We start from the raw sequence: 18,736 nt of genomic DNA, 5'->3' as shown, positions 1-18,736 counted from the left end.
GGCCGGGGCGGGCGCCGGAACAGCCGCGGGAGCCGCCGGGGCCGGAGCTGCTGCCGAAGCCGCAGCGGCCTCCGCCGCGGCAGCAGCGGCCGCAGCCTTCGCGGCCGCCTCGGCCGACGCGGCCTCCACCAGACGGCGCGCCTCCTCGGCCTTCAGCAGGGCCTCCTCGGCCCGCCGCTGCTTCTCCAGCCGCCGCTCCTCGGCCTCGGCCCGCAGCCGGGCCTCCTCCTCGGCCTGCCGGCGCAGTCGCTCGGCCTCCGCCGCACGCGCCTTCTCCTCGGCCTCCGCGCGCAGCCGCTCGGCCTCGGCCCTGGCCCGGGCCTCCTCCTCGGCGCGCCGGCGCTCCTCGGCGGCCAGGCGCGCGGCCTCCGCCTCGGCCTTGATCCGCGCCTCCTCGGCCTCGCGGGCCAGCCGGGCCTCTTCCTCGGCCCGGAGCCGCGCTTCCTCCGCCTTGCGGGCCGCCTCTTCCTCGGCCTTGCGCCGTGCCTCCTCCTCGGCGAGGCGGCGGGCCTCCACCTGGGCGGCCACCTCGGCCTCGGAGAGCGGGAGCATCCGGTCCAGGCGGTGCCGTACGACGGTGGTCACCGAGTCCGGGTCCTGGCCCGCGTCGACCACGAGGTAGCGCCCGGGGTCGGACGCGGCGAGCGTCAGGAATCCGGACCGCACCCGCTGGTGGAACTCCGCCGGCTCCGACTCCAGCCGGTCCGGCGCCTCCGTGAACCGCTCGCGCGCCGCCTCCGGCGACACGTCGAGCAGCACGGTCAGGTTGGGTACGAGCCCGTCGGTCGCCCAGCGCGAGATCCGGGCGATCTCCGTCGGGGAGAGGTCGCGGCCGGCGCCCTGGTAGGCCACCGAGGAGTCGATGTAGCGGTCCGAGATGACGACCGCGCCGCGCTCCAGGGCCGGGCGCACCACGGTGTCCACGTGTTCCGCCCGGTCGGCGGCGTACAGCAGCGCCTCGGCGCGGTTCGAGAGTCCGGCGGAGGACACGTCGAGCAGGATCGAGCGCAGCCGCTTGCCCACGGGGGTCGCCCCCGGCTCGCGGGTCACGACGACCTCGTGGCCCTTGCCCCGTATCCAGGAGGCCAGTGCCTCGACCTGGGTGGACTTGCCGGCTCCGTCGCCGCCCTCCAGGGCGATGAAGAATCCGGTGGCAGACGCGGCCTGCACCGGTTCCCCGCCGCGCAGCGCCTCGCGCAGGTCGCGCCGCAGGGGTACGCCGCTGCGGTCGTCGGCCTTGGTGAGCACCACGACGGCGACCGGCAGCAGCAGGGCGCCGACGAGCATCAGGGTGAACGCGGCGCCGCCGTGCGCGAAGACCACCTCGGCGCCGGTCAGCCGGTGCGGGCCGATCACCGCGGCCAGGACCGGGGCGACGACCGCGCCGATGGCCACGGCCACCCGCACGACCGCCTGGAGGTGCTCGGTGACCCGGGCCCGGCGGAACTCCTCGGTCTCCTGGTCCAGCAGCGTGTGCCCGGAGTTGGCGGCGACGCCCGCGGAGATGCCGGCGAGCAGCGAGAGGAACAGCACGGTCGCCGTGTCCGGGACGAGGCCGGTCAGCAGCAGCGCCAGCCCGGTCACCGCTATGGCGAGGGCCAGCAGCCGGCGCCGGGACAGTCCGGGCAGCACCTTGCCGGCCTGGGTCGCGCGGATGCCGGCGGCGGTGCCGCCGACCAGCGCGAGCACGAACAGCGCGAAGGCGGCCGGGCCGCCGCCCAGGTCGAAGGCGTGCAGGACGGCCACGGCGACGGCGCAGGACACCGCTCCGGCGACCGCGGCGCAGCTCAGGACCAGCAGGGGGATCGCGCCCGTACGGCCCTTGTCGGGCCGGTCGCCCGTCTTGGGGGCGCGCAGGCCCTCCAGCGGGGAGCGCGGGCGCGGGGTCGCGCCGGTGGGCAGCACCAGCGGGAGCAGCAGCGAGACCGACGCGGCGAAGAGGCCGGAGGCCACGTACGAGCCGAGGGCGGCCTGGTTGGCGGCGAACCAGTCCACGCCGAGGCCGAGCGCCTTGCCGACCAGGGTCGCGGCGAGCAGCGCGGCGGCCGCGATGGGGAGCGCCGCGAAGGCCGTGCGCAGGGTCAGCCGGCGCAGCGCGTCCAGGTGGTCCGGGAGGGGCCGTACGGTCGCCCCCTCCGGCGGCGGCGCGGGCAGCAGGGCGGGCGCCGCGCTCTCCTTGGCCAGGGTCCACAGCCGCTCGGCGGCGCCGGCGACGAACACGGTGGCCAGCAGCGCGGTGAGTGCGTGGGCCGGGATCCAGTCGAGCCAGAGCGGGGCGACGACGAAGAGCCCGAGGCGGACCCCGTCGGCCCCGATCATCGTCCAGCGGCGGTCCAGCTTGCCGCCCGAGCCGACGAGCCCGGCGAGCGGCCCGAGGAGGACCGCGCCGAAGAGCAGGGTGGCGAGGATCCTGACCCCGAAGACGGCGGCGACGGCAAGGGCCGCACCGCGGTACCCGCCGCCGAAGGCCCCTTCCGAGGCCGCGGCCTGAAGGGCCAGCAGCACCAGCACCAGCAGGGCGAGGGCATCTCCGATGCCGCTCACCAGCTGGGCGCTCCACAGCCGGCGCAGCCTGGGGGTGCGCAGCAGTGCGCGCACCGCACGCTCGCGGGAATCCGCGGCTAGGGCTTCGTCGTAGGTGGGGTTCGCCGGGGCGGTCACGACCGTTGGCTGCTCGGCTCGCGTCATCCGCCCAGCCTATCCGCTGCGCTTGGCGGGTGCGGAAGCCTGTGGACGAGGCACGGTGTGACCCCGGACCCACCTTCCGGGCTCCGCCCCGCCCCGGACCCGGCCGGGAGGTGCCGGATCGGCCGACGGCGGGCCGGAACCAGTCCGGTTCCTGCATCCCCGGCACGGAACCGGACAGGGCCCCGTGCGCTGTCGCGCGGGGCCCTGCCGAGTCGGCCCGAGGCCGGAGGCCGGAGGCTACTCGTCCGATGGGGCGGCGGCCGTCTTCTTCGCCACCGTCTTCTTGGCCGTGGTCTTCTTCGCGGCCGTGGTGGTCTTCTTGGCCGTCGTCTTCTTCGCGGCGGCGGCCTTCGTCGCCGTCGCCTTCTTCGCCGGGGCCTTCTTGGCGGGGGCCTTCTTCGCCACCTTCTTGGCCGGGCCCTTCGCGCGCTTCTCCGCGAGCAGCTCGTAGCCCCGCTCCGGCGTGATGGTCTCGACGTCGTCGTCCCGCCGCAGCGTCGCGTTCGTCTCGCCGTCCGTCACGTACGGCCCGAAGCGGCCGTCCTTGACGACCACCGGCTTCTCGCTCACCGGGTCCGTGCCCAGTTCCTTCAGCGGCGGCTTGGCCGCGGCGCGGCCCCGCTGCTTCGGCTGCGCGTAGATCGCGAGCGCCTCGTCCAGCGTGATCGAGAAGAGCTGGTCCTCGGTCTCCAGGGACCGCGAGTCCGTGCCCTTCTTCAGGTACGGGCCGTAGCGGCCGTTCTGGGCCGTGATCTCCACGCCCTCCGCGTCCGCGCCGACCACGCGCGGCAGCGACATCAGCTTCAGCGCGTCGTCCAGGGTCACCGTGTCCAGGGACATCGACTTGAAGAGCGAGGCCGTGCGCGGCTTGACCGCGTTCTTGCCCGTCTTCGGCGTGCCCTCGGGGAGGATCTCCGTCACGTACGGGCCGTAGCGGCCGTCCTTGGCGACGATCTCGTTCCCGCTGACCGGGTCCTTGCCGAGCTCGAACTCGCCGCTCGGCTTCGCGAACAGCTCCTCCGCGTACTCGACCGTCAGCTCGTCCGGAGCCATGTCGTCCGGTACGTCGGCCCGCTGGTGGCCCTCCGCGTCCTTCTCGCCCCGCTCCACGTACGGCCCGTAGCGGCCGACCCGCAGCACGATGCCCTCGCCGACCGGGAAGGAGGAGATCTCCCGGGCGTCGATCGCGCCCAGGTCCGTGACCAGCTCCTTCAGACCGCCGAGCGCGTCACCGTCGGCCGGCACGACCTCGGTCGCGTCCTCCGAGCCGAAGTAGAACCGCTTCAGCCACGGCACGGACTGGGCCTCGCCCCGCGCGATGCGGTCGAGGTCGTCCTCCATCTTCGCGGTGAAGTCGTAGTCGACGAGCCGGCCGAAGTGCGTCTCCAGCAGGTTCACCACGGCGAACGACAGGAAGGACGGCACGAGCGCCGTGCCCTTCTTGAAGACGTAGCCGCGGTCGAGGATCGTGCCGATGATCGACGCGTACGTCGACGGGCGGCCGATCTCGCGCTCTTCGAGCTCCTTGACCAGCGAGGCCTCGGTGTAGCGGGCCGGCGGCTTGGTCGAGTGCCCGTCCGCCGTGATCTCCTCGGCGGCGAGCGCGTCGCCCTCCGCGACCTGCGGAAGCCGCTTCTCGCGGTCGTCGAGCTCGGCGTTCGGGTCGTCCGCGCCCTCGACGTACGCCTTCATGAAGCCGTGGAAGGTGATCGTCTTGCCGGAGGCGGTGAACTCGGCGTCACGCCCGTCCGAGGCGCGGCCGCCGATCTTCACGGTGACGCTGTTGCCGACCGCGTCCTTCATCTGGGAGGCGACGGTCCGCTTCCAGATCAGCTCGTACAGGCGGAACTGGTCGCCGGTCAGACCGGTCTCGGCCGGCGTGCGGAAACGATCACCCGAAGGACGGATCGCCTCGTGCGCCTCCTGCGCGTTCTTGACCTTGCCGGCGTAGACGCGCGGCTTCTCCGGCAGGTAGTCGGCCCCGTACAGCTGCGTGACCTGCGCCCGCGCCGCCGACACCGCGGTGTCGGAGAGCGTGGTGGAGTCGGTACGCATGTAGGTGATGAAGCCGTTCTCGTACAGCTTCTGCGCCACCTGCATCGTCGCCTTCGCACCGAAGCCCAGCTTGCGCGAGGCCTCCTGCTGGAGCGTCGTCGTACGGAAGGGGGCGTACGGGGAGCGGCGGTACGGCTTGGACTCGACCGACCGGACGGCGAACGAGGTGTCCGCCAGCGCGGCGGCGAGCGCCCGGGCGTTCGCCTCGTCGAGGTGCAGCACCTCGCTCTTGAGCTGCCCGTTCGAGCCGAAGTCGCGGCCCTGCGCCACGCGCTTTCCGTCCACCGTGTTCAGGCGGGCGACCAGCGTCGAGGGGTCGGACGCGTCACCGGCACGGCCGGTGGAGAAGGTTCCGGTCAGGTCCCAGTACTCGGCGGAGCGGAAGGCGATGCGCTCGCGCTCCCGCTCGACGACGAGGCGGGTGGCCACGGACTGGACGCGCCCGGCCGACAGCCGCGGCATGACCTTCTTCCACAGGACCGGCGAGACCTCGTAGCCGTAGAGGCGGTCGAGGATGCGCCGGGTCTCCTGGGCGTCGACCATGCGCTGGTTCAGCTCGCGCGGGTTGGCGACGGCGTCGCGGATCGCGTCCTTGGTGATCTCGTGGAAGACCATCCGGTGGACGGGGACCTTGGGCTTGAGGACTTCCTGCAGGTGCCACGCGATGGCTTCGCCCTCGCGGTCCTCATCGGTGGCGAGGAAGAGTTCGTCGGACTCGGCCAGCAGCTCCTTGAGCTTCCTGACCTGGGCCTTCTTGTCGGCGTTGACGACGTAGATGGGCGCGAAGTCGTGCTCGACGTCCACGCCGAGACGGCGGACCTCGCCGGTGTACTTGTCGGGAACCTCGGCCGCGCCGTTCGGGAGGTCGCGGATGTGCCCGACGCTCGCCTCGACGACGTATCCCGGGCCGAGGTAGCCCTTGATCGTCTTCGCCTTGGCTGGGGACTCGACGATGACGAGTCGGCGGCCGCCCTTTGCGGTCTCGCTAGTCGGGGACAACTTGGCTCTTCTCTCCGGTCGGCACTCGGTCGCAGTACGGCGACGCTGCGGAGTGTGACGGTACAACCCGCCCCCGTGTCAAACGGCAGAAGCCCGCAACGGCCACTCGAACGGTAACCCGACAAGTGCCGTTTCTGCCGCCCGGATGCCGCGCCGGAGCGTTCCCGATCACCGGGCAGGGTGGCCGCGGGGCCGTCTGGCCCCGCTCCCGCACCCCGTCCCACCTCTGCTTTCGCGGCCGGATCAGAGCCGGACCGGGGCCTCGTACGGGACCCTCGCACTCCGGAGTCAGAGCCGGGCGAGGCCCCACGCGCCGAGGGCCGGCGAGCCTCCGCCGACGAGCAGGAGCAGTGGTACGGCCACGACAGGGCGCACGCCCTCGGCCACCGGCTCGCGGTGCAGGGCGCGCGCCCCCGTCCAGGCCGGCAGAGCGGCCCCGAACAGCAGGAACACGGCCGCCGCGAAGATCGCCGGACCGTTTTCCACGCTGCTCCCCTTACCCCCGGGCCACCCTCGGGTTTCCCCCCGGAACCCGCTGCGCAGGAGACTGCCAGCCCCGGGGGTACACCGGGCGAACCCCGGGTTACATCCCGGTGCCGCTACTGCGCGGGGCGCTGCGCCGGCTCCAGGAAGCCCTGCTCGACCAGCAACCGGATCGCCTCCGGAGTCCGGTCCCGCAGCACCACCGGGTCCTCCTGCACCAGCTGCGCGATCGCGTCCAGGATCCGGCCGGCGGTCAGTGAGCCGTCACACACTCCGGCGAAGCCCGCGCCGACCGTGTCGACCTTGGTGGCGCGCCGCATCCCGCGGTTCTGCCGGAGCACGACGTGCTCCGGGTCCTCCGCGCCGGGCGCGCCGACCTGCTCCTGCACGACTTCCTCGGCCAGTACGAAGTAGGCCTCCAGCAGGGCGGCGTCGTCGTGCTCCCGCAGGTAGTCCTGGCGGGCGAAGTGGGCGAGCACCGCCTCGCCGAGCGGCTGCTCCACCGTGTGCGGCCACTCCTCGACCACGATCGAGGGCTCGGCGGCGTCCGACCGGCGCAAGGTGATCCAGCCGAAGCCGACGGACCTGGTCTTGCGGGCCTCGAACTCGTCCAGCCAGTCCTCGTACCGCCGCGCGTACTCCTCGGGGTCGGTCCGGTGGTCGCCCGCGTCGCGCAGCCACAGCTCCGCGTACTGCGTCACGTCCTGCACGTCACGCTGCACGATCCAGGCGTCGCAGCCGCGCGGCACCCAGGAGCGCAGCCGGTCGCGCCAGTCCTCGCCCTCGACGTGCTGCCAGTTGCCGAGGAACTGCGCGTACCCGCCCGGGTTGAGCCGCGCTCCGGCCTCCTGCACCAGGGTCCGGCACAGGTCGTCCCCGCCCATGCCGCCGTCCCGGTACGTCAGCCGGGCGCCGGGGGAGATCACGAACGGCGGGTTCGACACGATCAGGTCGTACGTCTCCTCGCCCACCGGTTCGAAGAGGGACCCGGTGAGCAGCTCGGCCTCCGGGGCGCCGGACAGGGCCAGCGTCAGACGGGTGAAGTCCAGGGCCCGGGGGTTGACGTCGGTGGCGGTGACCCGGGTGGCGTGCCGGGAGGCGTGCAGCGCCTGGATGCCCGATCCGGTGCCGACGTCGAGGGCGGAGCCGACCGGGGTGCGGACGGTGATCCCGGCCAGGGTGGTGGAGGCGCCGCCGACGCCGAGGACCACGCCCTCCTCGCGGCTGCCGATCCCGCCGGCCCCGCCGACGGCGCAGCCGAGGTCCGACACGATGAACCAGTCCTCGCCGTCCGGGCCGCCGTACGGACGCACGTCGACGGTGGCGTGCACCTCGTCGCCCTCCGTCCGCAGCCAGCCGTCGGCCAGGGCCACGTCGACGGGCAGCGCCTCCGCGGCGTGCACGTACGCCTCTGGCTGCTGGAGGAGGAACAGCCGGACCAGGCTCGCGAGCGGGCCGTCAGCGCGGCCGCGGGTGGCACGCAGGGCCGGGACCGTCTCGCTGCGGGCCAAGGCGGCGTAGGCGGGGGCGCCGAGCAGGTCGAGCAGCCCGTCGGCGGTGAAGCCGGCGGCCAGCAGGGCGCTGCGGAGTTCGGCGGCGTGGTCGGACGTGGGAAGGCTGGTGTTACTCACGCGTCCATTGTGTCCGCTGGGGCCCGTCCTGCCGATCAGCCCGGGCCCGTACGTACGAAAGGGCGGCCGCGACCCCTTCCAGGACCCCGGCCGCCCTGACCGGACGTCCTGACCGGACGTCCGATCGGCCGCCCTACTTGGCCGCCCTACTTGGGCGAGGCCGACGTCGCCGCGACCTGGCAGCCCTTCTGGGCGTTGATCACCTTGTCCAGACCTCCCGCGTTCAGCGTGGCGAGCGCGTCCTGACCGCCCTTCGTCGCCTCCTGGAGGCCGCCCGCGACCTCCTTGAGGCCGTCGGCGAACTTCGTCTGGTCCTGCGGGTCGAGTGCGTCCATCTTCGCCTTCAGGTCGGCGTAGCCCTTGGCCGTCGCCTCGAAGCCCTTGGTGGCCGCCTCTTGCGTCGCCGCGCCGTCCTTGACCGGGGGAACTCCCGCCGACTGCAGGGCGGCCCCCATGGTCTTGTACGACTCCGACATGGCCGCGAACGCAGCCGAGTCCGTCTGCTTCACCTCGTCGGGCTTACTGCTCTCCGTCGCCACACGCTTGATGTCGGCGTTGGCGGTCTCGATCTTCTTGAGTTCGGGCTGCCATTGGTCGCAGACCTTCTTGGCCCACGCATTGGCCTTCTCGTCGCCGTCGTCCCCGCCGCAGCCGGACAGGACGAGCATCAGCACCGCACCGCCCGACAACGCGGTCGCAAGCTTCTTGTTCACCGGATTGGTCCCTTCGAAGGCTCTCGGCCCGGAAGATACACGCCTCCCATCCGGGCACGCACAAAGGCGGACAGACGACGCGTCAGTCCGCGCTGCCTGTCCGCCCTTCGGGCGTACGGCCGGCCCTGCCCGGCCCTGCCCGTCCTGCTGCCGGGACCTCGGGTCAGGAGACCGTCGCGGGGTCGGCCGGCTGGGCCACCCGCTCGGCGGCTCCGCCCTCGGTCTCGTCGCCGACGGCGATGCCGCGGCGCTTGGAGACGTACACCGCGCCGACGATGACGGCGATCGCGAGGACCGCGACGATCGCCCGCACCGTCGGGTTGGTGTCCGGGCCGTAGCTGAACTGCACGACGGCGGGGGCGATCAGCAGCGCCACCAGGTTCATGACCTTGAGCAGCGGGTTGATCGCCGGACCGGCGGTGTCCTTGAACGGGTCGCCGACCGTGTCGCCGATGACGACCGCGGCGTGGGCCTCGCTGCCCTTGCCGCCGTGATGACCGTCCTCGACGAGCTTCTTCGCGTTGTCCCACGCGCCACCGGAGTTGGCGAGGAAGACCGCCATCAGCGTGCCCGTGCCGATTGCGCCGGCGAGGAAGGAGCCGAGCGCGCCCACGCCGAGGGAGAAGCCGACGGCGATCGGGGTGAGGACGGCGAGCAGGCCGGGCGTGGCGAGCTCGCGCAGCGCGTCCTTGGTGCAGATGTCGACGACGCGCCCGTACTCGGGCTTCTCGGTGTAGTCCATGATCCCGGGGTGCTCGCGGAACTGGCGGCGCACCTCGTAGACCACGGCGCCCGCGGAGCGGGAGACCGCGTTGATGGCGAGGCCGGAGAACAGGAACACGACCGCCGCGCCCAGGATCAGCCCGACCAGGTTGTTGGGCTGTGCGATGTCCAGGCTGAGGTTCATCTCCCCGGCCTTGGCACCGACTTCCCTGACCGCGGTGGCGATCGCGTCGTTGTACGAGCCGAAGAGCGCGGCCGCGGCGAGCACGGCCGTGGCGATCGCGATGCCCTTGGTGATGGCCTTGGTGGTGTTGCCCACGGCGTCGAGGTCGGTCAGGACCTGCGCACCGGCTCCCTCGACGTCGCCGGACATCTCCGCGATGCCCTGGGCGTTGTCGGAGACGGGCCCGAAGGTGTCCATGGCGACGATGACGCCGACGGTGGTGAGCAGGCCGGTGCCGGCCAGGGCCACCGCGAAGAGCGCGAGCATGATCGACGTACCGCCGAGCAGGAACGCGCCGTAGACGCCGAGACCGATGAGCAGCGCCGTGTAGACGGCGGACTCCAGGCCGACCGAGATGCCGGCGAGGACGACGGTGGCCGCGCCGGTCAGGGAGGACTTGCCGATGTCCCGGACGGGACGGCGGTTGGTCTCGGTGAAGTAGCCGGTCAGCTGCTGGATCAGGGCCGCCAGCACGATGCCGATGGCGACGGCGACGACCGCCAGGATCCGCGGGTCGCCGGAGTGGTTGGAGATCGCCGGGTCCTCGACGCCGACGAGCTCCTTGTAGGTGGCCGGCAGGTAGGCGTAGACGGCGATCGCGACCAGCACCAGGGAGATCACGGCGGAGATGAAGAAGCCGCGGTTGATGGCGGTCATGCCGCTGCGGTCGGTGCGTCGCGGGGAGACCGCGAAGATGCCGATCATCGCGGTGATGACGCCGATCGCGGGAACGATCAGCGGGAAGGCGAGGCCCAGGTCGCCGAAGGCGGCCTTGCCGAGGATGAGTGCGGCCACCAGGGTGACGGCGTAGGACTCGAAGAGGTCGGCCGCCATTCCGGCGCAGTCTCCGACGTTGTCGCCCACGTTGTCGGCGATGGTCGCGGCATTGCGCGGGTCGTCCTCCGGAATGCCCTGCTCGACCTTGCCGACCAGGTCGGCGCCGACGTCGGCGGCCTTGGTGAAGATGCCGCCGCCCACGCGCATGAACATCGCGATCAGGGCGGCGCCGAGGCCGAAGCCCTCCAGGACCTTGGGGGCGTCGGCGGCGTAGACCAGCACGACGCAGGAGGCGCCGAGGAGGCCGAGGCCGACGGTGAACATGCCGACCACGCCGCCCGTGCGGAAGGCGATCTTCATCGCCTTGTGGGAGACCTCGGTCAGGTCCTTGGCGGGCTCTCCCTCGGCGGGGGTGGCTTCGCGTGCGGCGGCGGCGACGCGGACGTTGGCGCGGACCGCGAGACGCATGCCGATGTAGCCGGTGGCCGCCGAGAAGAGGGCGCCCACGAGGAAGAAGGCGGAACGTCCCGCCCGCTGCGTCCAGTCGTCTGCCGGGAGCAGGAAGAGCAGGAAGAAGACCACGACGGCGAAGACGGCGAGGGTGCGCAGCTGCCGGCCGAGGTAGGCGTTGGCGCCTTCCTGGACGGCCGCGGCGATCTTCTTCATGCTGTCGGTTCCCTCGTCGGCGGCGAGGACCTGGCGGACCAGGATCTGCGCGACGACGAGGGCGGCGAGTGCCACGGCCGCAATGACGATCACGATGAGCCGATTGTCATCGGTGAGTACTGCGGATGCCAGATCTGTGATGCGATCCGGCGCGATAGGGGTGAAGAGCCCCGTCATTCGTCCTCCTTGACGTGATGAGCTCAAGATGTGGACGGATTGTAGGGAGCGCGCCCCGATCAAAACAGTGCGCAGGAAACGCAATTGGCGTGCTCTTGCTCCTCAGCAATAGATCGCGTCACTCCATTACCCTCGAAAGTAGTAATGGGGCAAAGGCATTGACGCCCGGTCATCGATCTAGGGAAATGAAAAAGGCCCTGCTCAGCAGGGCCTTGATAAAGATCGGAAGATATGAAGGGCGGGGCGCCCGGTGGATCTCAGGGAAGGTCGGAGGACCCGGAGACGGGCCAGCTCATCCGGATGGTCCCGCCCGATTCCCCGCTGGTCACCTCGACGTCGTCGACGAGCCCGCTGATCACGGCGAGCCCCATCTCGTCCTCGGTGTCGGCATCGGGGTCCAGGGCGGCCTCGAGGCCCGGCACGGCCTCGGCACCGCCGGCCGGCCCCGGAACCTCGTCGCCGACCTCGATGGAGAACGTCTTGTCCTCCTCGGTCAGGACCACCCGGACGGGCGCGGTCAGCCCGTTGCTGCGATGGAGTCCGACGGCACGCGAGCAGGCCTCGCCCACGGCGAGGCGGACCTCGTCGAGGACGGCTTCCTCGACACCGGCCCGGCGCGCCACGGCGGCCGCGACGAGGCGGGCCGTCCGGACGTGTTCGGGCTGGGCGCTGAAGCGCAGTTCAACGGTGGCCATGCGCGTCCCCCTCGGACTACGGGCGTGCCTTGACAGGGGCCCGGGCCATCCATGGCCCGGTACCCCCGCTCTCCTTGCCGGCTCCCGGCCGCCCGAAGGCTGCCGGGGGCCGTCTGGAGCCGTCAGTCGGTGGCGTTGACGGCGTCTTCCACCGTGGTGTGGATCGGGAACACCTTGGTGAGACCGGTGATGCGGAAGATCTTCAGGATGCGCTCCTGGTTGCACACCAGGCGCAGCGAACCCTCGTGCGCACGGACGCGCTTGAGACCTCCCACGAGCACACCAAGTCCGGTGGAGTCGAGGAAGTCCACTCGCTCCATGTCGACAACCAGGTGGTAGCTGCCGTCGTTCACCAACTCGACCAACTGCTCGCGCAGCTTGGGCGCGGTATACACATCAATCTCGCCACCGACCTCCACGACCGTACGGTCGCCGACAGTGCGAGTCGACAGGGACAGGTCCACGGATCCTCCAGCACCTTGCTATCGAGCGGCGCCCCCTAGGGGCCTCCCCACCCGAAGGTGGGCGAGGGATTGGCTGCCGCGATGGCATTCAATCACTTACCGGCAGGCGCGCACGACGCCTTCGGACCATTGTCCCGCACGCCGGTGACACACTCGGTTCCAATGGCCAATACTCACGGTTCCGGACGGCCCAAGCCACCCGTGGACCCAAGACCCACTCCCGGCACGGTCCTGGACCGCCTGTCACGGGGGCCTTCCCGAGCTGCGCGCATCACCCATACGGAGCACTTGCCCCCTCGGGCGGGCCGTCATGCAGTCTGGCCCGATCGCATCCGAACGGATGTCGTAGCCGCGATTCAGGCCGCCGGCATCGACCATCCGTGGGAACACCAGGCCGCGGCGGCCGAGCTCGCCCTGGACGGCGAATCCGTGGTCGTCGCCACCGGCACCGCCTCGGGCAAGTCCCTGGCCTACCTCGCGCCCGTGCTCTCCGCCCTCGCGGACGGCGCCGAAGCCCCGAACGGCAGGGGCGCCACCGCCCTGTACCTGGCCCCCACCAAGGCCCTGGCGGCCGATCAGCGGCGCGCCGTACGGGAACTGGCCGCCCCGCTGGGCAACGCCGTCCGTCCCGCCGTCTACGACGGCGACACGCCGGTCGAAGAACGCGAGTGGGTGCGCCAGTACGCGAACTACGTCCTGACCAACCCCGACATGCTGCACCGCGGGATCCTCCCGGCCCACCCGCGCTGGTCCTCCTTCCTGCGGGCCCTGCGCTACGTCGTGATCGACGAGTGCCACACCTACCGCGGGGTATTCGGCTCCCACGTGGCACAGGTCCTGCGCCGGCTGCGGCGGCTGTGCTCCCGCTACGGCTCCGAACCGGTCTTCCTGCTGGCCTCCGCGACGGCCAGCGATCCCGCGGCCGCCGCGTCCCGGCTGACCGGCGTACGGGTGATCGAGATCACCGACGACGCCTCCCCGCGCGGCGAGGTCGTCTTCGCCCTGTGGGAGCCGCCGCTCCTCACCGAGCTGCGGGGCGAGAAGGGTGCCCCCGTACGCCGTACGGCCACCGCCGAGACCGCCGACCTCCTGACCGACCTGGTCGTCCAGGGGGTCCGCACGGTCGCCTTCGTCCGCTCCCGGCGCGGCGCCGAGCTGATCTCGGTGATCGCCCAGGAGCGGCTTGCCGGGGTGGACCGCTCCCTGGCCCGGCGGGTCGCGGCCTACCGGGGCGGATACCTGCCCGAGGAGCGCCGGGCCCTGGAGCGGGCCCTGCACTCCGGCGAGCTGCTGGGGCTGGCGGCCACGACCGCCCTGGAGCTGGGCGTGGACGTCTCCGGGCTGGACGCCGTACTGATCGCCGGGTATCCGGGCACGAGGGCCTCCCTGTGGCAGCAGGCCGGCCGCGCCGGGCGCGCCGGCCAGGGCGCCCTGGCCGTGCTGATCGCCCGCGACGACCCGCTGGACACCTACCTCGTCCACCACCCCGAGGCGCTGTTCCGCCAGCCGGTGGAAGCCACCGTCCTCGACCCCGACAACCCGTACGTCCTCGCCCCCCACCTGTGCGCGGCGGCGGCCGAGCTGCCGCTGACGGACTCCGACCTGGACCTCTTCGGCCCGGCGACCAAGGAACTCCTCCCCCAGCTCGAAGCGGCGAAGCTGCTGCGCCGCCGGGCCACCGCCTGGCACTGGACCCGCCGGGAACGGGCCTCGGACCTGACCGACATCCGGGGCGGCGGCGGCCGCCCGGTGCAGATCGTCGAGGCCGCCACCGGCCGGCTGCTGGGCACGGTCGACGAGTCGGCCGCCCACACCGCCGTCCACGACGGGGCCGTCCACCTCCACCAGGGCCGCACGTATCTCGTGAAGCACCTGGACCTGGAGGATTCGGCGGCCCTGGTGGAGGAGGCCGACCCGCCCTTCTCCACCACCGCCCGCGACACCACCTCCATCTCCATCCTGGAGACCGAGACCGAGATCCCGTGGGGCTCGGCCCGGCTCTGCTTCGGCTCCGTCGAGGTCACCAACCAGGTCGTCTCCTACCTGCGCCGCAAACTGATCACCGGCGAGGTGCTGGGCGAGGCCAAACTCGACCTGCCGCCCCGCACCCTGCGCACCCGGGCCGTGTGGTGGACGGTGACCGAGGACCAGCTCGACGAGGCCCGGATCAACCCGGAGATCCTCGGCGGAGCCCTGCACGCCGCCGAACACGCCTCCATCGGCATGCTCCCGCTGTTCGCCACCTGCGACCGCTGGGACATCGGCGGCGTGTCCGTGCCGCTGCATCCCGACACCCTCCTCCCCACGGTCTTCGTCTACGACGGCCACCCCGGCGGCGCCGGCTTCGCGGAGCGCGCCTTCCACACCGCCGCCGCCTGGCTGACGGCGACCCGCGACGCGATCGCGGCTTGCGAGTGCGAGGCCGGCTGCCCCTCCTGCATCCAGTCCCCCAAGTGCGGCAACGGCAACGACCCCCTCCACAAACGCGGCGCCATCCGCCTCCTCACCCGCCTCCTCTCCGAATCCCCACAGACCCCGCCCTCCGGCTCTGACCAGGGCCCTGACAGCCTCTGAGGCCCCTCCCGGGCCCTTGGTGCCCGGGTCAGTCCGGCGACGCCCGAGGCGGGCCCGCACGGGCCGCGACGGCCGGGGTGAAGGGGCCCGCCGCGGCCCGGGCCGTCACCTCGGCGAGCTCGCCGTGCAGACGGCACCCGGCGAGCGCCGCTCCCTGAGCCCGGGCCACCCGCAGTGCCGTGGCGCACGCGGTCTCCGGTCCGTGGGCCCAGGTGGCCGCCGCCGCGAGCGCCGCCAGATCGGCGGCCGAAGCCGCCCTGTGCCGGGCCACGACGGCCTGGCCTAGCAGCAGCACCCCGCCGAACACCGCCCCCAGCACCGTGGCCACCAGTGCCGCCCAGACCGTGGCCGAGCCCCGGTCCCGGCTCACGGCGGCGGCCCCACGCTGTCCTCCGCCAGGGCCACCGCCTGCGCCCCGAGCCGTACGGGCAGCCCGCCCGGCCCCGGCGCGGGCGCCGCCACCCGGACCCGCCAGAGGTCGCCCACCCGCTCCAGCTCCACCCGCGCCCCCGGCGGCGCGGCCGCCCGCGCCGCCGCCACGGCTACATCGGCCGGCTCCGACCGGGACGCCGCCCTGGCACCGGCCCGGGCCGCGTCCACGCACCGGATCTGAGCGGCCGCCGCCATCAGCGCCCACACCAGCAGCGCCGCGAACAGCACCAGCGCCGGGATCACCAGGGCCGCCTCCGCCGTCACATATCCCCGGTCCGCTTTTCCCCGGCCCGCCGCGTACTTCCCCTCAGAACGGCACATCGAGCGCCTTCCCGATGGTCGACTGAAGGGCCGTCGCGACGACTTCACTCGTCACCACCTTGTAGAGGACGGCGGCGAATGCGCAGGCCGCGATCGTGCCCATGGCGTATTCCGAGGTGGACATCCCCGCGTCGCTCCCGCGACCGCGCAGCGCCGTCCGTACCCGAAACCAGATGATCCTCATGGCAAGCCTCCTGTGGATTTTCGTTGTTGATGTTTGTGGTCCATGCGACGTCAGGTGTTCGAGAGAAGTCCCGAGGCCATTCCGATCACCACCGGCGCCACCCCGATCGCGAGAAAAGCGGGGAGGAAACACAGCCCCACCGGCGCGGTGACGAGTACCGCCGCCCGCTGCGCCCTGGCTCCCGCCATCCGGGCCCGGTCCTCCCGCAGGCCCGTCGCGAGCCGGGAGACCGGTTCCGCTGCGGGCGCCCCCGTCCGGGCGGCCCGTTCCAGACATTCCGCGAGTGCCCGGGCGCCCGGTATCTCCGCCAACCTCCCCCACCCGGCGCCCGGTTCGCCGCCCAGCCGCATCTCCGCCCCGGCCCGCGCCAGGCGCTCGCCCACCGGACCGCCGAGGGACTCCCCGACCACCTCCGCGGCCTCCACCGGACCGGCACCGGCCGCCAGACACGCGGCCAACAGGTCTGCGGCGAACGGCAGCTGACGTTCCGCCTCCCTCGGATCCACCCCGGCCGCCGGCCGCGCCCTCGCCTGCCACCGCCGCACCCCGAGCGCGGCCAGCCCGCCGACCACCGCACCCGTCGTTCCGCCGAGGAGCACCCAGCCCGCGAGCAGCGCCCCGGCCGGTCCGGCCCACGCCGCCACCGCACCGCGCACCGCGGAAGCGAACGCCGTCCCGCGAAGGCCCTGTTCCACCCCGAGCAGGGCCGTGATCCTGCGCCGGGCCGTCCGCTCCCGGACCCGTGACACCACCGCCGACCCCGCCCAGAGGGCCGCGACGGCGAGGCACAGCACGATCCCCAGCCTGTGGACGAGGAAACCACTCATCACCGCTCCCCCGCCCGTACGATCCGCCGGCACCACAGCAGCCCCAGCGCCTCCAGCAGCGCGCCCGCCAGCAGGCAGCCCCACCCCATCGGGGTGTGCAGCAGCACCTGCAGCGGGTCCGCCCCCAGCCCGGTGCCGATCAGCAGGCCCACCAGCGGCAGCAGGGCGAGCACCAGCACCGTCGAGCGCGCCCCCGCCAACTGGGCCCGCAGCGACTCCTGCCGGTCCCGCTCCGCCCGCAGGGCCCCCTCCAGCCGGTCCAGCCCGGCGGCCAGCCCCGCACCGCCGTCCACCGAGACCCGCCAGCAGGCGGCCATCCCGGCCAGTCCCTCCGCGCCGGGCTCCCTCGCCGCCTGGCGCAGCGCCCCCGGCACGTCCCCGCCGAACGCCGCGGCGGCCAGCACCCCGGCCTCCGCCACCCCCGGCCCGCCGGGGCCCGCGGCGGTGCGCCGCAACGCCGCCGTCAGCGCCTGCCCGGGCTGGGCTCCCGCACGCAGCTCGCCCACCACCGCCCCGCACAGGGCGACCACTTCGGCGGCCCGCGCCGCCCGGGCCCGCTCCCGCGCCCGCAGCCGCAGCCACCTCCGCAGCAGCGGCAGCGCGGCCGCGCCCGCCAGCAGCGGGATCACCGACCCGCCGACCACCGCGACCAGGAGACCGGCCCCGACGCAGGCCCACTCCCGCCACTGTGCGGCCCGCATCCGTACGGCGATCAGCAGCCGCTCCCGGTACAGCGGTCCGACCGGAACCGCCGGAGCACCCGAGGCCAGCACCAACCGCGCCCGCCGGAGCACACCGTCACCCCCGGAGAGCCCCCAGGCAGCCGCCCCGGCGCACAGCACCCCGGCGAACACCGGCACCGGCAGCCCCGCCGCGGCGCTCACCGGACACCTCGCAGCAGCGGACGCAGCCGGTCCCAGCCCCGCTCCCGTACGAAGCCGCGGGCCGCCCAGCGCAGCGCCGGTACGGTGACCACCAGTCCGGCGGCGTCGCGCTCCAGCACGTGCACCTCGGCCAGCCGGCGCCTCCCCTCGCGGTCCCGGACCAGGTGGAGCACCAGGGTCAGCGCGGCGGCCAACTGGCTGTGCAGAGCTGCTCGGTCGAGCCCCGCGGCGGTCCCGAGCGCCTCCAGCCGGGCCGGTACATGGGCGGCGGCATTGGCGTGGACAGTCCCGCAGCCGCCCTCGTGGCCGGTGTTCAGGGCGGCGAGCAGATCGGCCACCTCGGCGCCCCGCACCTCGCCGACCACCAGCCGGTCGGGCCGCATCCGCAGGGCCTGCCGGACCAGGTCCGCCAGTGTGACCAGGCCCGCCCCTTCCTGATTGGCCGGCCGGCTCTCCAGCCGCACCACATGCGGATGGTCGGGGCGAAGCTCGGCCGAATCCTCGGCCAGTACGATCCGCTCGCCCGGCCCGACCAGCCCCAACAGGGCGCTGAGCAGGGTGGTCTTGCCGGTTCCGGTGCCACCGGAGACGAGGAACGACAGCCGGGCCTCGACCATGTCCCGCAGCAGCCGGTGCCCGCCGGGCGGCAGCGTCCCCGCCGCGACGAGCTCCTCCAACGTGAAGGCCCGTGGCCGCACCACCCGCAGCGAGAGGCAGGCCGAGCCGACGGCCACCGGCGGCAGCACGGCATGCAGCCGGGTGCCGTCCGGCATGCGGGCGTCCACCCAGGGCCGGGCGTCGTCGAGGCGCCGCCCCGCCACGGCCGCCAGCCGCTGGGCGAGCCTGCGCACGGCCGCGGCGTCGGCGAAGGTCACCCCGGTCAGCTCCAGCCCGCCACCGCGGTCCACCCACACCCGGTCAGGAGCCGCCACCAGCACATCGGTGACCTCGGGGTCGGCCAGCAGCGGCTCCAGCGGGCCCGCGCCGACCAGCTCGGACCGTAACTCGGCGGCCACACCCAGCACTTCGGCATCCCCGAGGAGCCGGCCCTGGGCCCGCAGGGCCGCCGCCACCCGCGCCGGAGTCGGTTCCGCCCCGCTTTCGGCGAGCCTCCGGCGCACCGCGTCCAGGAGTACCGCGCTCATGCCGGCACCCCCTCGGCCGGACCGAGCGCCCGCTGCCAGAAGCCGTCGCAGAAGCGGGCCAGCGCGCCCCGCCCC

At 73.3% G+C, this 18,736-nt stretch carries 15 protein-coding genes; 1 reads left to right on the top strand and 14 read right to left on the bottom strand.

Annotated elements, in window-relative coordinates:
* The 8 genes from tmk to bldG all read right to left on the bottom strand — a co-directional run.
* The coding region (gene tmk / locus PV721_RS29380; protein WP_319729394.1) for a dTMP kinase at nt 1-2,688 on the bottom strand (2,688 nt) is incomplete at its 3' end.
* Between the two features lie 237 nt (nt 2,689-2,925).
* A complete protein-coding gene (topA, locus tag PV721_RS29375; protein ID WP_319729393.1) occupies nt 2,926-5,742 on the bottom strand; it encodes a type I DNA topoisomerase in 2,817 nt (938 codons plus the stop codon).
* A gap of 288 nt (nt 5,743-6,030) precedes the next feature.
* Nucleotides 6,031-6,228 carry a hypothetical protein gene (locus PV721_RS29370; protein WP_319729392.1) on the bottom strand — a complete coding sequence of 66 codons (198 nt, stop codon included), beginning with the start codon at nt 6,226-6,228 and terminating at the stop codon, nt 6,031-6,033.
* 113 nt (nt 6,229-6,341) lie between these two features.
* A complete protein-coding gene (locus tag PV721_RS29365) occupies nt 6,342-7,856 on the bottom strand; it encodes a methyltransferase (RefSeq protein WP_319729391.1) in 1,515 nt (504 codons plus the stop codon).
* 146 nt (nt 7,857-8,002) lie between these two features.
* On the bottom strand, nt 8,003-8,569 hold the full coding sequence (locus PV721_RS29360) for a small secreted protein (protein WP_319729389.1): 567 nt from the start codon (nt 8,567-8,569) through the stop codon (nt 8,003-8,005).
* A gap of 163 nt (nt 8,570-8,732) precedes the next feature.
* Entirely contained in the window at nt 8,733-11,135 is a 2,403-nt protein-coding gene (locus PV721_RS29355; protein WP_319729388.1) for a sodium-translocating pyrophosphatase, read from the bottom strand.
* Between the two features lie 257 nt (nt 11,136-11,392).
* Entirely contained in the window at nt 11,393-11,830 is a 438-nt protein-coding gene (locus PV721_RS29350) for an ATP-binding protein (RefSeq protein WP_319729386.1), read from the bottom strand.
* 122 nt (nt 11,831-11,952) lie between these two features.
* Complete coding sequence (gene bldG, locus PV721_RS29345) at nt 11,953-12,294, bottom strand: anti-sigma factor antagonist BldG (protein WP_008743037.1); 342 nt, start codon at nt 12,292-12,294, stop codon at nt 11,953-11,955.
* An 81-nt stretch (nt 12,295-12,375) separates the two neighbouring features.
* Between bldG and PV721_RS29340 the strand changes: the two genes are divergently transcribed.
* Nucleotides 12,376-14,868: a DEAD/DEAH box helicase gene (locus PV721_RS29340; RefSeq protein WP_319729378.1), complete on the top strand. Its 2,493-nt coding sequence runs from the start codon at nt 12,376-12,378 to the stop codon at nt 14,866-14,868.
* A 28-nt stretch (nt 14,869-14,896) separates the two neighbouring features.
* Here the strand turns inward: PV721_RS29340 and PV721_RS29335 are convergent, their stop codons facing one another.
* Genes PV721_RS29335 through PV721_RS29310 form a run of 6 tightly spaced genes read right to left on the bottom strand, consistent with a single transcriptional unit; the run spans nt 14,897 to nt 18,661 of the window.
* Nucleotides 14,897-15,238, bottom strand: coding sequence for an Rv3654c family TadE-like protein (locus PV721_RS29335; RefSeq protein ID WP_319729375.1), 342 nt, complete (start codon nt 15,236-15,238; stop codon nt 14,897-14,899).
* On the bottom strand, nt 15,235-15,621 hold the full coding sequence (locus PV721_RS29330) for a TadE family type IV pilus minor pilin (RefSeq protein ID WP_319729374.1): 387 nt from the start codon (nt 15,619-15,621) through the stop codon (nt 15,235-15,237). The genes PV721_RS29335 and PV721_RS29330 overlap by 4 nt, the downstream gene beginning before the upstream one ends.
* The gene (locus PV721_RS29325) at nt 15,608-15,805 is read right to left on the bottom strand and encodes a DUF4244 domain-containing protein (RefSeq protein ID WP_319729372.1); all 198 of its coding nucleotides are present in this window, start codon (nt 15,803-15,805) and stop codon (nt 15,608-15,610) included. Before PV721_RS29325 ends, PV721_RS29330 begins: the two co-directional genes overlap by 14 nt.
* A gap of 50 nt (nt 15,806-15,855) precedes the next feature.
* Entirely contained in the window at nt 15,856-16,632 is a 777-nt protein-coding gene (locus PV721_RS29320) for a type II secretion system F family protein (RefSeq protein ID WP_319729370.1), read from the bottom strand.
* Nucleotides 16,632-17,516 carry a type II secretion system F family protein gene (locus PV721_RS29315; RefSeq protein WP_319729367.1) on the bottom strand — a complete coding sequence of 295 codons (885 nt, stop codon included), beginning with the start codon at nt 17,514-17,516 and terminating at the stop codon, nt 16,632-16,634. The genes PV721_RS29320 and PV721_RS29315 overlap by 1 nt, the downstream gene beginning before the upstream one ends.
* Nucleotides 17,513-18,661 (bottom strand): TadA family conjugal transfer-associated ATPase, encoded by a 1,149-nt coding sequence (locus tag PV721_RS29310; protein ID WP_319729365.1) that lies wholly within the window; start codon nt 18,659-18,661, stop codon nt 17,513-17,515. The genes PV721_RS29315 and PV721_RS29310 overlap by 4 nt, the downstream gene beginning before the upstream one ends.
* Between the last annotated feature and the right edge of the window lie 75 nt (nt 18,662-18,736).

The organism is Streptomyces sp. MB09-01 (assembly GCF_033794505.1).
Lineage (GTDB): Bacteria > Actinomycetota > Actinomycetes > Streptomycetales > Streptomycetaceae > Streptomyces.
Note: the sequence above shows the minus strand (reverse complement) of the source record. Positions and strands in the feature narration are given on the sequence as shown.

Bases quoted from the DNA above. Each gene is read 5' to 3' on its own strand.
- PV721_RS29340 (WP_319729378.1), top strand. From the start codon at position 12,376: ATGGCATTCAATCACTTACCGGCAGGCGCGCACGACGCCTTCGGACCA.
- PV721_RS29350 (WP_319729386.1), bottom strand. From the start codon at position 11,830: ATGGCCACCGTTGAACTGCGCTTCAGCGCCCAGCCCGAACACGTCCGG.
- PV721_RS29310 (WP_319729365.1), bottom strand. From the start codon at position 18,661: ATGAGCGCGGTACTCCTGGACGCGGTGCGCCGGAGGCTCGCCGAAAGC.
- PV721_RS29320 (WP_319729370.1), bottom strand. From the start codon at position 16,632: ATGAGTGGTTTCCTCGTCCACAGGCTGGGGATCGTGCTGTGCCTCGCC.
- PV721_RS29355 (WP_319729388.1), bottom strand. From the start codon at position 11,135: ATGACGGGGCTCTTCACCCCTATCGCGCCGGATCGCATCACAGATCTG.
- PV721_RS29325 (WP_319729372.1), bottom strand. From the start codon at position 15,805: ATGAGGATCATCTGGTTTCGGGTACGGACGGCGCTGCGCGGTCGCGGG.
- PV721_RS29330 (WP_319729374.1), bottom strand. From the start codon at position 15,621: ATGTGCCGTTCTGAGGGGAAGTACGCGGCGGGCCGGGGAAAAGCGGAC.